This is a genomic window from Loktanella sp. IMCC34160 (assembly GCF_004145845.1).
Taxonomy (GTDB): Bacteria; Pseudomonadota; Alphaproteobacteria; order Rhodobacterales; family Rhodobacteraceae; genus SELP01.
Genome location: NZ_SELP01000002.1, coordinates 147,873 through 161,830, shown reverse-complemented (window position 1 = coordinate 161,830; position 13,958 = coordinate 147,873). Strand labels below are relative to the sequence as shown.

Genomic DNA, 13,958 nt, shown 5'->3' with positions numbered 1-13,958 from the left:
GCGAAACTCCTATTCTGCCGCGTCCTTGTGCGGGGCATCCATTGCCGCCAGTTCGGCCAGCGTCACGGGCTTGAGGGGCGGCCGGATGCGGTAGTATCCGGTCTCGTCCTCGGTCTGCCCCGTCGCCTCGGCTAAAAGCGCGGTAACCGTCAGCCCGCAATATCGGCCCTGACAGGGACCCATCCCAGCCCGGCCGAAGGCCTTGGCCTGATTAGGGCCGGTGCAGCCCAACTTGGCATAGCCACGGATCGCCCCGGCGGTAACCTCCTCGCACCGGCAAACGATGGTGTCATCGGCAATCGGCGCGGCTGCGGGCGGATAGGCCGCATCCAGGAAGGGGCGCACCGCCCCTTCGGCCCGGCGCGCGGCCATCAAGGGCGCGGCGTCGCGGTCCCGCTCTGCCGGGGTGATCCACCCGGCCTCGGCCGCGATGGCCAGCGCCGTGATCCGGCCCGCGACCTCGGCCAGTTTCGCGCCGCCGATCCCGGCCCCGTCCCCCGCAAGAAAGACGCCCGGCACCGCGGTTCCGCCCCATGTATCGACGACCGGCGAAAAGCAGCGTTGCTGATCGTCCCACAGATGCGGCACGCCGATGGACCGCGCGGCCTGTGTGTTTGGCACAACGCCCTGATGCAGCAGGACCGTGTCGCAGCCGATCCGATGGTCCTGCCCGCCGGCGCGGAACCGGACCGCCGTGGCCCGGTCCATGCCTTCGATGTAAATCTCAGTCGCGGCGCGATAACGGGGCACGCCCGCCCGCCGGATCGCGGCCAGAAGGCCCGCGCCCTTCATCAGGTATCGCCAGCCGCGCAAGGCGCCCCCCAGATGCCGCAGCGCACCCGCGAAATCGCCCCGCGCCGGGGTTTCGACCAGCGCCAGCGGCGGGGTGCCCGCCCGCACCATCTGCGCCGCGATCAGGTACAAAAGCGGGCCGGAACCGACCAGCACCGCCCGGTCCGCCACGATCCCCGATTGCTTCAGCAGGATCTGCGCCGCCCCGGCGGTCATCACCCCCGGCAGGGTCCAGCCCGGCAGCGGCATGGGCCGTTCCAGCGCCCCGGTCGCCAGCAGGATGCGCCCGGCCCGGATCTGCGCCGACGCCCCGTCGCGGGTGTAGTTCACGGTGAACCCCGCGTCATCCGTCTCGATGGCCCAAACCACGGCACCGGTCACATGCCGGGCGGCGCTGTCGCGCAGCGCCCCGCTCAGGGTCGCCCCATGGGCATAGTCCGGACCAAGGATCGCGCCGAGCGTCCCCGCCGCCCGGTCAACATCGCGATAGATCTGGCCCCCGGGCCGCGCCTGTTCATCCAGCACGCAGACCGACAGGCCCCTGCCCGCCGCCTCGGCCGCGGCGGCCATGCCGGCAGGACCGGCCCCGATGATCGCCAAGTCAATCATCCGCCGCCTCCCGTGTCGGGCGGGTAATTTCCATCCCTTCGGCGACCTCGGTCATGCAGGCCTGCCGGGTCACACCGTCGATCTGCACAAGGCAATCGAAACAGGTGCCCATCATGCAAAAGGGTGCGCGGGGCGCCCCGCTGACCGGCGTGTCCCGCAAGGACACGATCCCAGCCGCCAAAAGCGACGCGGCAAGGTTCGCGCCTTCGGGCAGCAACAACTCCTGCCCGTCGAAACGGACGGCGACCCGCACCGGCGCGGGGTCGATTTCATGAAAAGCGGGCTTCACTGAAGACCTCCAGATCCGGGGCGGCGGCGGTGCCGTCCAGCCAGTCAGGCAAAAGCCGGGCGTGAGCCGCCGACAGGGTGATGCCGCTGTGACAGGTGACAAGATAGGCCCCCGGCATCTCGGCGCTTTGCTGATAGATCGGCAGGCCATCGGGCGACAGAACCCGCAGCGCACCCCAGCTGCGGACCAGTTGGGCGCGACCAAGGATCGGATAGGCTGCAATCGCTTCGGCGGCGAGGCCAGACAACCCCGTCTGGGTCACGCTGTCGTCCAGTCCGACCTCTTCATTGGTTGCGCCGATCTGGATGCCGCCCTCGTCGACTTGACGGGCAATGAGCGAAGGGCGATTGATGATCTTGGGCAGTTTTTCGGTGATCAAGACCTGCCCGCGCTGCGGCCGGATTGGCGCCCTGAAGCCCAGTTTGGGACCCAGCTGCATCGCGCCCAGCCCCGCGGACAGAACCACCTTGCCGCCTTCGACGATCGTCCCATCGGCACAGGTCACGCGGAACCCATCCGGTTTCGAGACATCGGTGACGGTCTTGCCGGTCAGCACCCGCCCACCCATGCGCCGCACATCGTCGGCCAGCGCCAGCAACAGGCGCAGCGGGTTCGCGTGACCGTCCTGATGATGCAGGATCGCGCCAACGACCTTTGGCCCGATATGCGGTTCTTCCTTGCGCAGGGCGTTGTGGCCCAGAACCTCGTAGGGGTAATCCCCGCCCAGTTTGGCCTTCAACACCTCGTATTGATCGACGGTCTCCTGCAGGGTCTCTTCTGAAAAATGCAGGTCATAGCCGCCGCGCTGTTCAAGGCCCAGATCGTGGCCGGTGGCATCCTGCAATTCGGCGGCATAGTCGGCCCATGCCGCGGCAGAGGTCTGCGACCATTGCGCATAGCGCGGCTGCTTCATCCCTTTGGACTGAACCCAGACCAGACCGAAGTTCCCGCGGCTGGCCCGAAACGACCCATCGTCGCCATCCAGAACGGTCACCGTGTGGCCGCGCTTGAGCAGCCCCCAGGCGACCGAGAGGCCGACGACCCCTCCTCCGATGATGACGTAATCGGTTCCCATGCCCTGCCCCGTTTGTTGTCGTGCATGGGGCGGCGCGATGGCCGCCCCAGCGGTTGTGCAATCAGTTGGCCGCAGCCGCGACCTGATCCAGGATCGACTGACCCCATTCGACGCCCACGTCTTCCAGCACGGCGGGCCAGACATCGGCGCGAACCTTTTCGGCCATCGCGGCCAGTTCGGCATCCGACAGGGCAACCACGGTCGCGCCCAGTTCATCGACCAGCCGCTGTTCGTTGCGGCCCTGATCGGCCTCGGCCACATCCCAGCGGGTCGCCTCGAAGGCGGCGGCCTGTTCCAGAAGCGCGGCCTGATCTTCCTCGGACAGCCCGGCAAGGCTTTCGTTCGAAATGATCATGTACCAGACTTCAAAGTGGGTGTTGGCGGGGATGTAGGTCTTGGTCACGTCGCGGAAAGAGGCATAGTAGCCTTCCGCACCCGACCCGATCACCCCGTCAACCACACCGGTCTGCACGGCGGTGAAGGCTTCGGAGAAGGGGATCGGCGCGGGGATATAGCCCAGCGCTTCGCCGGTCAGCTGAAAGCTTTTGATCCCCGGCACGCGGACCTTGATCCCGTTCGGTTCGACCGACCCGGCATTAGGGTTTTCGACGTTCAGGGAAATCCCGCCGAAATAGACCGGATAGGCGGCCAGCATGGTGATGTCCTGTTCGCCGTAAAGGCCAGCCATGGTTTCACGCACGACCCCGCCGGGGCCATAGACCGCGCGGGCCTGATCCCAGTTCCCGGCCAGATAGGGGAAGGACGAGATTTGCATCCGGCGGTCGGCCGCGGTGGCGGCCGGCTGGGTCGCCATGTCGATGGCGCCAACGCTGATCCGTTCCTGCACGGTGGTGTAGTCGCCCAGCGCCGAGGCCGGGAAGATTTCGACATTCACGTCGCCGCCGGTCGCTTCGGCTACGGCTGCGGAAAAGGCGCGCAGTTCCACGTCAATGGTGGCGTCCTGCGGGCGCACGTGGCTCATCTTCAGGTCCTGTGCCTGGGCCAGGGGGGCCAGGGCCATCAGGGCGGCTGTTGCCGTGGCAAGCATCGCATGTTTCATTTGAGGTTCCTCCAGTTGGTCAGATGGTTACGGGGTTTTGTTCAGGTCTTGGATCAGGGGGCCACGTCATAGCCGAACAGGCGCGGCAGGTAGAGCGAGAGATCGGGCCAAAGCGAGGTCAGGAAGACAACCGGGACATAGCCGAACAGGATCAGCTTCATCGCGGGCGGGATCACCTTGGTCACCTTCACCTTGCCAATCCGCGCGCCCAGATAGAGGATCGAGGCATAGGGCGGCGTCACCCCGCCCATCGCGGTGTTCACGCCCATGATCGCGGCGAATTGCACCGGGCTGACCCCGATCGCCTGCATCAGCGGCAAGAGAAGCGGCGCAATCAGGATGATCGCGGTCACGTCGTTGACGACCATGCCCACAAGGAACAGCAGGATATTGATCATGATCAGCAACAGCACCTTGTTCTCGGTGATCGAGAAGATGCCCTGCACCAGTTGCTGCGGGATGCTTTCATAGACGAACATCTGGGACAGGATCATCGAGAAGAGGATCATGAACATGATTGCGCCGACGGCGGTCGCGGCTTCTTTCCCGGCGGACAGGAAATTGTGCCACTTCAGCCCCTTGTAGATCAGGAACCCGACCGGCACGGCATAGATCACGGCCACGGCGGCGGCCTCGGTCGGGGTCATGACCCCGCCATAGATGCCGCCCAGAATGATCACAGGCATCAGCAGCGCCGGGAAGGCATGAATGCCGCGCTTGGCCACCTCGCCCGACAACTCGCTGAAGCTCGGCTTGTCGTCGAGGATCAGGTTGAACTTGCGGCTCATCCACAGATTGATGACCGAGAACGAGGTCATGATCAGCAGGCCCGGCCCAAGCGTGGCAAGGAAACAGGCAAGGATCGACGTGTCGGTGACCCAACCGTAGACGATCATCGTGACCGAAGGCGGGATCAGCAGGCCAAGGATGGACGAGTTGGCAATCAGCGCGGTTGCATATTCGCGGGGATAGCCGCGCTTTTCCATCTCGGGGATCAGAAGCGGGCCGATGGCCGCGATCCCGGTCAGGCCCGAACCGGAAATGGCCCCGATCACCGCGCAGGACACCGCCGCCACCACGCCCAGACCGCCGCGGATATGGCCGATGAAGGCATTGACGAACCGCAAAAGCGAGGCCGCGATCCCGCTTTCGGACATGATTGTGCCCGCAAGAACGAACAACGGGATGGCCAGAAGCACCGGGTTGCCCATCTGCTGCATCCCCCAGAGCATCATGCCCTTCATCGTCACGTCGCCGATGAAATACATCACCATCAGCGCGGCGCCGAAACAGTAGGGCAGCGGCACGCCCAGCGTCAGGGTGATAACCAGAACGGCAATGGCCAGAAGCGCGATCTCGATCATGCCGGGGCTCCGTCACGCAGGGCCCGGACATGGCGCAGCAGGTGCCAGGCGGTGTAGATCATCATCAGCGCAAGGCCCACAAGCAGCGCGATGTCGGAATAGAAGGTCGGGATGTAAAGGGTCGGGCTTTCGCGCCAGACCCGCCAGGCGTAGCGGGTATAGTCCCAGGCCCAGCTCAGCAGCCACAGGCCGACTGTCAGGCTGATGATCTCTCCGACGATGGCCAGGATCGTGTGCCCCCGGTCGGTCTTGATGAAGATCTCAAGCACGTTGGCCCGGATATGGGTGTTTTCCCGCGATGCGTTGACCGACCCGAGGATATACAGCCAGAGCGTCGGATAGAGCATGGTTTCCTCAAGCCCCATCACCGGAATTTCCAGCACATAGCGTGTGATCACCTGAACGAATTGTCCAAGTGCCACGATGCAAATCAACGCTGTCAGCGTGTATTTTGCGAATCTGTCCAATTGTCCCTCCGTCGGGGTTATCCCCGCGCTTTGGCAAAGCATCGCTGGACATGCCGTATTAAATCAATTTAAAAATATCTCTGATTTCATAAATTGGATTTATGGATAGATGAACCTTTCGATCCGCCAGATCACCACCTTCCGCGAGGTCATGCGCTCGGGCTCGATCAGTCAGGCGGCGCGCACGGTCGGGCGGACCCAACCCGCCGTCAGCACGATGATCGCCACGCTGGAAGAGGAGTTGGGGTTCAAGCTGTTCGTCCGTGAACATGGCAAGCTGAGCCCTACGCCAGAAGCCCGGTTCTTCCTTGAGGAATGCAACGGCATCCTTGACCGGCTGGAGCGCACCGAGCGCACGGTCAGCCGCATCCGGGCGCTTGAGGCAGGCAAGCTGCGCATCGCCTGCCACCCCGCCGCCTCGGGCATCTTCATGCCCCGGCTTCTGACCGAATTTCTGCGCGGCAAGGACGACTTGGAGGTCGCGCTGATCATGCGGTCGTCTGACGTGATCGAGGACCTGATCGCCTCGCAGCAATATGACATCGGCTTTGCCGAAACCCCGGCGCGGCGCTCGTCCATCGACCAGATCGACTATGAACTGGATTGCGTCTGCGTTTTGCCCGCCAATGACCCGCTTGCCGATCGGGACGAAATCACCCCCGCCGATCTGGACGGGAAACCGATGGCGGTGCTGTTCGACGAACACCCCACCGCGACCCAGACCGAGGCCGCCTTTGTCCGGATGGGGTGCAAGTTCACCAAGCGGCTGGAACTACGGACCTTTCTGCCCGGCCTGCAATTCGTTGCCGCCGGCATGTGCTATATGGTCTGCGATATGATTTCGGCCTACGGGCACCTGTTGCAGGGCGCGACGCCACAGACCTTGGCCATCCGCCGGTTCAGCCCGAAGATCACCAACAGCGTGTCGATCCTGACGCCGGGCTATGCCACGCAATCCCTGACCGCGCGGGCCTTCATCACGCAGCTGGATGCGGGGGTGCGCCGGATGCAGCAGGAGATCGAACAGGTTCTGGCCTAGGCCCCGGGGTCAGCCCCCGCCTTGACCGCCCCCCGGTCCGGTCTGTTCCCGTTGCCCCCATTCCCGCGCTAGCGGGCGTAGTCCGATCCCTCATCGTCAAGGATCGCCATCAGTTCGGACAGGTGCCGCTCGGCCTGATCGGGGTAATCGTCCAGTTCCTGCGCGGTCTTTTCGGCGATCTCATGGCTCAGAACCCGCAAGGGCTGTCCGGTTTGCAGGGCGCGGATATAGGTCTCTGCCGCGCGTTCGAAGTAATAGAGCCGGTTGAAGGTATCGGCGACCGAGTCCCCGATCACCAGCACCCCGTGGTTGCCCATGATCATCACCTTCTTCTTCGGGTCCGACAGCATCCCGGCGCAGCGGGTTCCCTCCTCTTCGAAGGCCAGCCCGCCAAAGCCCTCGTCGACGACATAGCGGTTGTAGAAGGTGGCGGTGTTCTGGTCGATCGGCGGCAGGGTGCTGTCGGCAAGGCAGGCCAGCACGGTGGCGTGGATCGAATGGACATGCATCAGGCAGCGGGCATGGGGCACCAGCCGGTGGATCGACCCATGCAGCCCCCAGGCGGTCGGGTCCGGCGCGTCGGGCTGGTCCATCGTGGTCGGGTCGTTCGCGTCCAGAAGCAGCAGGTCCGAGGCCTTGATCCGCGCGAAATGCCGCTGGTTCGGGTTCATCAGGAACTTTGTGCCATCGTCATTGACCGCAAGGCTGAAATGGTTGGCAACCGCCTCGTGGAAATTCAGCCGCGCGGTCCAGCGAAAGGCGACGGCAAGCTGGGCACGTTCGGGCCAATGGGTGACGTTGGGAACGGGAGCAAGGTTCGTCATGGCGTGGCCCTTTTTGGTTGGCATGTTGCGCGCAGCATGGTCCGGGCCGGGGGCGGCTGGCAAGCCCGATCATCCGCCCCGTCGACAGGCGACACCGTTGCCCTATCTGTGCGAACATGCCATTCCGGGGCAGCCCCGGCCACGAACAGGACAGCGCCATGACCCACAGCTTCGACCCGGCGGGCGAACCGCTTGCCTTCCGCCACGCGCTAGGGGCCTTTGCGACAGGGGTGTGCGTGGTGACCACGATCGGCCCGGACGGCCCCGTGGGGATGACCATCAACAGCTTCGCCTCGGTCTCGCTCGACCCGCCGCTGGTATTGTGGTCGGCGCTGAAATCCTCGGGCCGTTACGCGGCCTTTGCGGGGGCCGAAAAATTTGCCATCAACGTCCTGACCGCCAGTCAGCGCGATATCGCGGCGGGGTTCTCCCGGCCCGGCGACGCCTTTGACGGGCTGGACTGGACCCTGTCCGACAATGGCCTGCCGCTGGTCGACAAGGCGCTGGCCGCATTTGAATGCCGGCTGCAGGCGCAGCATGAAGGCGGCGATCACACGATCCTGATCGGCCACGTCCTGCGCGCCCATCATGGAACCGGCGCCCCTCTTGTCTTTCAGGGCGGCAGTTTCGGCGGGTTTTCAACCGGGGATTAGAACCTCGGCCAGTGGTCTGCGCGCCCGGGGTGGCATCGCCCCCGCCGGTTTGCCCAGCCGCATCACCTGCACCAAACGCCGATCCGGCCCAATCCCGGCCCTTTCGCAAACCTCTGCCCGCGTGGTCGGGTGATCCGACAGCGCCGCCATGGGCCAGCCTGCATAGCCCAGCGCCGTCGCCTGCAACCACATCCGCAAATAGGCGCGGCCCGATGCGACCGGGCTTTCGCCCGCCGGGCGGTGGAAACAGGCGATGACCTGCGCCGATCGGGTCGCGCCCGCCTCTGCCGTCAGCCCTTTGGTCAGGCCCAAGAGATGCAGCACCGGCCACAGCGGACCAAGGGCGATGGGTGCGCCAAGGGCCTCTGCCCCGCTCATCCGCATCGCCTCCCGGTTCATCCCGTCGAAATCGTGGCGCGGGTGGCTGGGCGACAGGCGCATCCAGCGTAGCAACTCCTTCCGGAAGGGACGGGCTTTCATGATCTCAAGGCTGGCCCAATCGTTGCGCTCCGCGATCCAGCCCTTGTCCGCCGCCTCGGTCAAAAGGACCGTATCGGCGCGGTCAAAGGTTTTGACCCTGCCCTCGGCAAATGCCCCGCGAAAGGTGAACCGCTTTTCCAGCTGGATGTTCAACGGGTCCGCCTCTCCGCCCGCAAAGGTCAGCTGGGCGGCGATCCGGTGGCCAGGCCATGTGGTGCGGTCATCCCCGGCCCAAAGGTCTTCGACCTCGGCCGCGATGCCCAGCGCCGACAGGGCCAGCACCAGCGCCTCTGCCGCCGCACCGCAGGACAGGCCCGCATCCATCCCGTTTGGGTCGCCCACGGACAGGCCCACGGAAAGGTCACAGCCAAGTACCAACGCCTCGCCCTCGCGCCGCCAGCGGGCGGGCTGGGTGTTGTGCACCGACGGGGCCAGCGCCGCGCGGGCCAGCGCGGTTTTCAGAACCGTGTCAGTCAGCATCGGCGCCCTTTCCGATCAGCATCGCCATGCGCTGCACGGCGGCAAGTTCCAGTTCCGCCCGTGGGCTGGTGGCAAGGCTGGGCAGGTTCAGCGCCACCAGCCGCAGGGGCACGGTTCCGACCAGCAGGATATGCGAGGCATCGAAGCGGGCGAACAGATGGGCGACGATCTCTGCCTGCTCTGCCGCGACGGGGGGCGGGTCGGCACGGCGCAGAACCGGGCGGGTCCGCATCAGCGCGGCCACCGCACCGGCATCAAGATCGGCCAATTGATCCACGTCGACCAGCGCCGCACCGTCAACCATCGGGTCACCCTGAAGACCCTGCAGGAAAGCAACCGGATCCTCCGGCCCCTCTGCCAGATGCCGCAGCAGGCTGGCCGACCGGTCCGCGCCGCGCAGATTACGCGCCTCGTTGATGACCGCGCCGGCAAGGGCCGCCGAGAGGGACAGCGACAGGGTGATGATCCAGCCGTCCCTGTCCATCCCGGCCATGAAGGCGATCAACACCGCCGCGCCCCCGGCCGCGCCAAGAACGACCAGAAGACCGCGCAGCGCCGTCCGGTGGCCAACGCCCCCCTGCCCCAACCCGATGGCCAGCCAGCACAGAACCAGCACCCCGATTGGGGAGGCCTGCACCGGCAAGTCCGCCCGGATTATCGCGAAATCGGCCACAGCCAGCGGGGCCAACACCAGAAGCGACAGGGACAGGCGCACGACCGTGGTGTTCTCTGCCGCGCTCAGTCCCGCCCGGTCGCGGCGCCAGACCATCCAGCCGACCATCGCGAAGGTCGCCAATTGAAAGGCGATCAGCCCCCACAGCCGCGCCGGGTCGACCAGCCCACTGCCCATGACCGACAGGATCAGGAACAGCGCGGTTCCCAGCCCGACGAAACTTTTGATGCTGGCGGGCGCATGGCGGCGCAGCAGTCCTTCGGTCAGCACCAGCGCGGCCAGCGGCACCAGCGAGGCGCCGATCATCATCACAAAGCGGAACCCGGCCCCGCCCGTGACAACGGCCAGCGCCCGCCCCGCGAACAGCACCATCAGCACCCGAACCCCGAACAGAAAGCGGCGGGTCAGCGGCCCGTCCGGGTCGCGCCCGGTCAGGACAGCGTGCAGGGTGGCAAGCCCGACAAGGGCCAGAACCGACAGGGTCAGGTCGGTCAGATGGGGCGCGGCGGCGATCATTCGGCGGTCAGCCCGTTCAGGAACCGGCGCACCAGCGGGCGCAGCATCGCCGCGATGATCGCGGGCCGCGGCCGTTCGACCCGCGCCCGGTAGGGGTTGAAGAACCAGCCCCGGTTGTCCGCCCCGCGCGGGCGGCCAAGGACCGCGTTCACCACCTCATAAACCATCAGCTGCCCCGTGGTGATCACCATCGGCGCGAACGACATGCGGCTGCGCCGCCCGGCCACCACATCGCCCACCATCGCCATGTCGATATAACGGCGCGACGAGGAATGGATCACCACCCATTCCGCCTCGCGCAGGAAGGCCGTGGCGCGCTGATCCTCGCTCAGCTTGTCCCAGTCGGTTCCGACGGTGGGATAGCCCATCCGGTCCTCATGCGCGGGGTCATCAGGGGCCGTGACATAGACCGATGGCAAGGGCGAGGCATAGGCGTCGATCACCGATTTCCCCAGCCGGCGCGCGGTGCGGTACAGCAGCAGCGAGGCCCCCAGATCATCGGTTCCATTGACCACCACATCGGCCCGCGTCACCCAATCCTCGACCCCATCGGCCCAGTCGCCATGCAGAACCGTGACCTCCATCTCGGGGTTGATGCGGGCGCAGACCTCGGCCGTGGCCTCTGCCTTGTGGCGGCCGATCGTGTCGGAAAAACAGAACACCTGCCGGTTCAGGTTCGACACTTCGAAGTCGTCCAGATCGGCGATGATCAGATGGCCAACCCCGATCCGGGCCAGCGCAAGGATACAGGCCCCGCCCATGCCGCCGGTGCCGCAGACAAAGACCGTCGCGCCGCGCAGGCGGGCCTGTTCCTCTTCACTGACGAACCCGATGTTGCGGGTGGTCATTTCGGCGTAGTCGAACTCCATTCAGCTGTCCTTTGCCGGGCGCAACACGCCCCATTGCCGGCCACTGTCCGACCAGTAAAGAAGCGGCAGGATCAACCGGCGCAGCGCCACCATGCCGCCCGTGATCAACAGGCCGGGCACCTGCCCCTTTGGAACCTCGCGCGACAGGTAGCGACCGATGGCGGCAAGATCCATTTGTCCCAACTGGATCACGTCATCGCCCCGGTCGTAATCAAGCTGTTGGGCGCAGAACGCGTTGAACCGCTCGTCGCGGTGTTTGGGCGCATCATCAAAGGTCTTTTTCAGGTCATCCGACCCACCCGTATAGGCATTGGTGATCACGAACCGGTCCTCGTCAAACCCGGCCTCTGGCCCGACGCCGAAGACATGGCGGTGACCCTCCATGATGCGGCGGGCAAGGATCAGGTGGGTCAGGGTCCGGCGGCCGCCATCGGGCACAGGCCAGACGTTCGAAAACATCCCCGACACCATGCCAACCACGGCAGGCACCTGGGTGACGTTTGAAATCCAGACCGGCCGGAACTGTCGTCGAAAGAAGATCAGGAAACAGGTCAGTCCGTAAAGCACCCAGGAGAGGGATCGGGACCGTTCGTCGGGGTCCACCATGACAAGGCCAAGGTGCAGCACCTCGGTCGGGCGCGGCTGGGTGTCCAGCTCCATCACGGCCAGCGCGTTGAAGGCGACGGGCGTGCCATCGGCGCGGGTGACAAGGGTGATGATGCTTTGGCCCATCCGGGCGCGGTCGGCGGCGAAAACCCCGTAGGTCAGCCCGCCTTCGGCTAGGGTGCGCGAGGCGACCCGGCGCAGGTCGGCCGAAAGCGCCTCAAGCGCCGCCGCCTCCATCCACAGGCCCGGGCGCTCCAGGATGCGCACACGCAATCCCGGCCCGGATTTCAGGCTGACATCCATGTACCGCTGCGACATCGCCGCCAGAACCGTGCGGATCACGCCAAACTCTCCCTGCCCCTCGGGCACCAGCCTAGGTTGCACCCACCCGGCGAACAAGGCTGGAAAACCGGACCCGGCCTCCTGCGGCACAGGTGCAACGGCGGGTCAATCCAGCCCAAATTCCGACAGATCAAGCCGCCGGGCATGGGTCACCTCGTCCGGGGTCAGGGGGAACCGGCGCAACAGCGCGTCGTTATGGGCGCGAACCCGGGCCTCCCAATGGGGGCGAAGATGGCCCATCAGGCGGGCCTGCCCCTCCATCCAGGTCTGGCGGCTGTAGTTGTCGCGGACAGGGCGGCCCATGGCGCGCTGCACGGTGCTTCGGGGCAGGTTGGTCCGACTGCGCAGCTCTGCGTCCTGCGCCATCCGCCGGGTGATCCCCTCCAGCGCGATGAACAGCAATTCGGTCCCGTCCACCCGGCGACGTTCGTATTCCTGCCCGCGTTCGGAGACGACCCAGTCGAACTCCGGCCCGTCGCCCTCGACATGCGGGGTGCCATCGCCAAAGGGGGTGCGGTCGAACCGGAACTCGGGCGCGCTGTGACCCAGCCGGGCCAGCGCTGCGCGGATCTCCTCTTCGACCTCTTCCAGCGTCACCCGGTCGCCGCCTCCGCCTGCCAGACAGTGGACACCTCGTCGCGGATGATCCGGCCAATCAGCGCGCAGTCGTCAAGGCTGAAGGTCAGCGGCAGGCGCATATCGACGATGGATTTCAGTATCGCATCGGATTTCGGCATCCGCTCGATCGGGGCATAGCGCCAGCTGTCATAGCGCGAGGTAAAGCCGACCGGTTCCGCCGATCCGAACCATTTCAGCTCGACCCCGCGTCCGGCGCAGCGGGCGATGACCTCGACGATGGCCTCCTCGGACCACTCCCGCAAAAGGAACTGGAAGGACGAGGCGACAAAGCCCTCCTCCTCGGGCCGGTCGATCAGGGTCAGACCGGGGGTATTGCGCAGGCCCGCCTCGACCACGCGGTAACGGGCGTTCCACTTGCCGCATTGTTCCGACAAAAGGCGCAATTGTGGGCGCAGGATCGCGGCGCGCAGGTTGTCCATCCGGCCCGAGATATTCGGGGTCTCATATTTCACCCGCTCGAACACCTCCGGCGGCGGCGCGGCGCGGTGCCGGTCATACAGCATGTAGCTGCCAGACAGGATCGTGGCGCGGGCCATCGCCTCGGCATCGTCGGAAATCAGGAACCCACCCTCACCCGAATTCATGTGCTTGTAGGTCTGGGTGGAGTAGCAGCCAAACCGGCCCCAGCGGCCCGACTGGGTGCCGTTCCAATGGGCGCCCATCGTGTGCGCGCAATCCTCGATCACGGTGATCCCGGCGCGGTCGCAGAGCTCCATCAGCACGGCCATGTCGCAGATATGGCCCCGCATATGGGACAACAGAAGCACCTTCGCCCGACCCGCCTTGGCCGCAAGATCGTCAAGGTCGATCACCAGCCCCACTGTCACGCCGACGAAGACCGGCACGGCGCCGACACTGGCAATGGCCCCCGGCACAGGGGCAAGGGTAAAGGCATTGGTCAGGACCGGATCGCCGGGCCGCACTCCCGCGGCCCTTAGCGCGGTCGCGATGGCATAACCGCCCGAGGCGACCGCAAGGCAGTATTTCGCGCCCGTGGCCTGCGCGAATTCCTCCTCCAGTAGGGCCGTTTCGGCAATCTCTCCGGGGGCGGTGTTGTAACGGTGCAGCCGACCCGTTTGCATCACGCGCAACGCCGCTTCGATCCCCTCGTCCGGGATCGGTTCCTGCTGGGTGAACGAACCTGTGAATACCTCTGTCATGGCGCGATCTTGGGCGGGGCG

At 65.7% G+C, this 13,958-nt stretch carries 15 protein-coding genes; 2 read left to right on the top strand and 13 right to left on the bottom strand.

What is annotated here, in order from left to right:
* Positions 1-9: 9 nt before the first annotated feature.
* The 6 genes from EU803_RS05085 to EU803_RS05060 all read right to left on the bottom strand — a co-directional run bounded on the left by EU803_RS05085 (position 10) and on the right by EU803_RS05060 (position 5,656).
* A complete protein-coding gene (locus tag EU803_RS05085; protein WP_129680461.1) occupies positions 10-1,401 on the bottom strand; it encodes an NAD(P)/FAD-dependent oxidoreductase in 1,392 nt (463 codons plus the stop codon).
* Positions 1,394-1,690 (bottom strand): (2Fe-2S)-binding protein, encoded by a 297-nt coding sequence (locus EU803_RS05080; RefSeq protein WP_129680459.1) that lies wholly within the window; start codon positions 1,688-1,690, stop codon positions 1,394-1,396. Before EU803_RS05080 ends, EU803_RS05085 begins: the two co-directional genes overlap by 8 nt.
* Complete coding sequence (locus tag EU803_RS05075) at positions 1,671-2,765, bottom strand: FAD-dependent oxidoreductase (protein WP_129680457.1); 1,095 nt, start codon at positions 2,763-2,765, stop codon at positions 1,671-1,673. Before EU803_RS05075 ends, EU803_RS05080 begins: the two co-directional genes overlap by 20 nt.
* Before the next feature lie 61 nt (positions 2,766-2,826).
* Positions 2,827-3,825: a TRAP transporter substrate-binding protein DctP gene (gene dctP / locus EU803_RS05070; RefSeq protein ID WP_129680456.1), complete on the bottom strand. Its 999-nt coding sequence runs from the start codon at positions 3,823-3,825 to the stop codon at positions 2,827-2,829.
* A 53-nt stretch (positions 3,826-3,878) separates the two neighbouring features.
* Positions 3,879-5,189, bottom strand: coding sequence for a TRAP transporter large permease (locus EU803_RS05065; RefSeq protein WP_129680454.1), 1,311 nt, complete (start codon positions 5,187-5,189; stop codon positions 3,879-3,881).
* A complete protein-coding gene (locus EU803_RS05060) occupies positions 5,186-5,656 on the bottom strand; it encodes a TRAP transporter small permease subunit (protein WP_129680452.1) in 471 nt (156 codons plus the stop codon). The genes EU803_RS05065 and EU803_RS05060 overlap by 4 nt, the downstream gene beginning before the upstream one ends.
* A 109-nt stretch (positions 5,657-5,765) precedes the next feature.
* Between EU803_RS05060 and EU803_RS05055 the strand changes: the two genes are divergently transcribed.
* A complete protein-coding gene (locus EU803_RS05055) occupies positions 5,766-6,695 on the top strand; it encodes a LysR substrate-binding domain-containing protein (protein WP_129680450.1) in 930 nt (309 codons plus the stop codon).
* Between the two features lie 68 nt (positions 6,696-6,763).
* Here the strand turns inward: EU803_RS05055 and EU803_RS05050 are convergent, their stop codons facing one another.
* Entirely contained in the window at positions 6,764-7,519 is a 756-nt protein-coding gene (locus EU803_RS05050; protein ID WP_207209168.1) for a class II aldolase and adducin N-terminal domain-containing protein, read from the bottom strand.
* Between the two features lie 158 nt (positions 7,520-7,677).
* Here EU803_RS05050 and EU803_RS05045 point away from each other — a divergent pair, with 158 nt between their 5' ends.
* Positions 7,678-8,172 (top strand): flavin reductase family protein, encoded by a 495-nt coding sequence (locus EU803_RS05045; RefSeq protein ID WP_129680445.1) that lies wholly within the window; start codon positions 7,678-7,680, stop codon positions 8,170-8,172.
* Here EU803_RS05045 and EU803_RS05040 read toward each other — a convergent pair.
* From EU803_RS05040 to EU803_RS05015, 6 genes are all read right to left on the bottom strand, one after another.
* Complete coding sequence (locus EU803_RS05040) at positions 8,158-9,132, bottom strand: hypothetical protein (RefSeq protein ID WP_129680443.1); 975 nt, start codon at positions 9,130-9,132, stop codon at positions 8,158-8,160. The two genes, EU803_RS05045 and EU803_RS05040, sit on opposite strands and share 15 nt — an antisense overlap.
* Positions 9,122-10,321 carry a hypothetical protein gene (locus EU803_RS05035; protein ID WP_129680441.1) on the bottom strand — a complete coding sequence of 400 codons (1,200 nt, stop codon included), beginning with the start codon at positions 10,319-10,321 and terminating at the stop codon, positions 9,122-9,124. The genes EU803_RS05040 and EU803_RS05035 overlap by 11 nt, the downstream gene beginning before the upstream one ends.
* Positions 10,318-11,190: a ThiF family adenylyltransferase gene (locus EU803_RS05030; RefSeq protein WP_129680439.1), complete on the bottom strand. Its 873-nt coding sequence runs from the start codon at positions 11,188-11,190 to the stop codon at positions 10,318-10,320. The genes EU803_RS05035 and EU803_RS05030 overlap by 4 nt, the downstream gene beginning before the upstream one ends.
* Positions 11,191-12,180 carry a hypothetical protein gene (locus EU803_RS05025; RefSeq protein WP_242494284.1) on the bottom strand — a complete coding sequence of 330 codons (990 nt, stop codon included), beginning with the start codon at positions 12,178-12,180 and terminating at the stop codon, positions 11,191-11,193.
* Between the two features lie 63 nt (positions 12,181-12,243).
* On the bottom strand, positions 12,244-12,735 hold the full coding sequence (locus tag EU803_RS05020) for a hypothetical protein (RefSeq protein ID WP_165352784.1): 492 nt from the start codon (positions 12,733-12,735) through the stop codon (positions 12,244-12,246).
* A complete protein-coding gene (locus tag EU803_RS05015) occupies positions 12,732-13,937 on the bottom strand; it encodes a DegT/DnrJ/EryC1/StrS family aminotransferase (protein ID WP_129680435.1) in 1,206 nt (401 codons plus the stop codon). Before EU803_RS05015 ends, EU803_RS05020 begins: the two co-directional genes overlap by 4 nt.
* Between the last annotated feature and the right edge of the window lie 21 nt (positions 13,938-13,958).

Bases quoted from the DNA above. Each gene is read 5' to 3' on its own strand.
- EU803_RS05085 (WP_129680461.1), bottom strand. From the start codon at position 1,401: ATGATTGACTTGGCGATCATCGGGGCCGGTCCTGCCGGCATGGCCGCC.
- EU803_RS05075 (WP_129680457.1), bottom strand. From the start codon at position 2,765: ATGGGAACCGATTACGTCATCATCGGAGGAGGGGTCGTCGGCCTCTCG.
- dctP (WP_129680456.1), bottom strand. From the start codon at position 3,825: ATGAAACATGCGATGCTTGCCACGGCAACAGCCGCCCTGATGGCCCTG.
- EU803_RS05065 (WP_129680454.1), bottom strand. From the start codon at position 5,189: ATGATCGAGATCGCGCTTCTGGCCATTGCCGTTCTGGTTATCACCCTG.
- EU803_RS05055 (WP_129680450.1), top strand. From the start codon at position 5,766: ATGAACCTTTCGATCCGCCAGATCACCACCTTCCGCGAGGTCATGCGC.
- EU803_RS05050 (WP_207209168.1), bottom strand. From the start codon at position 7,519: ATGACGAACCTTGCTCCCGTTCCCAACGTCACCCATTGGCCCGAACGT.
- EU803_RS05045 (WP_129680445.1), top strand. From the start codon at position 7,678: ATGACCCACAGCTTCGACCCGGCGGGCGAACCGCTTGCCTTCCGCCAC.
- EU803_RS05040 (WP_129680443.1), bottom strand. From the start codon at position 9,132: ATGCTGACTGACACGGTTCTGAAAACCGCGCTGGCCCGCGCGGCGCTG.
- EU803_RS05035 (WP_129680441.1), bottom strand. From the start codon at position 10,321: ATGATCGCCGCCGCGCCCCATCTGACCGACCTGACCCTGTCGGTTCTG.
- EU803_RS05030 (WP_129680439.1), bottom strand. From the start codon at position 11,190: ATGGAGTTCGACTACGCCGAAATGACCACCCGCAACATCGGGTTCGTC.
- EU803_RS05015 (WP_129680435.1), bottom strand. From the start codon at position 13,937: ATGACAGAGGTATTCACAGGTTCGTTCACCCAGCAGGAACCGATCCCG.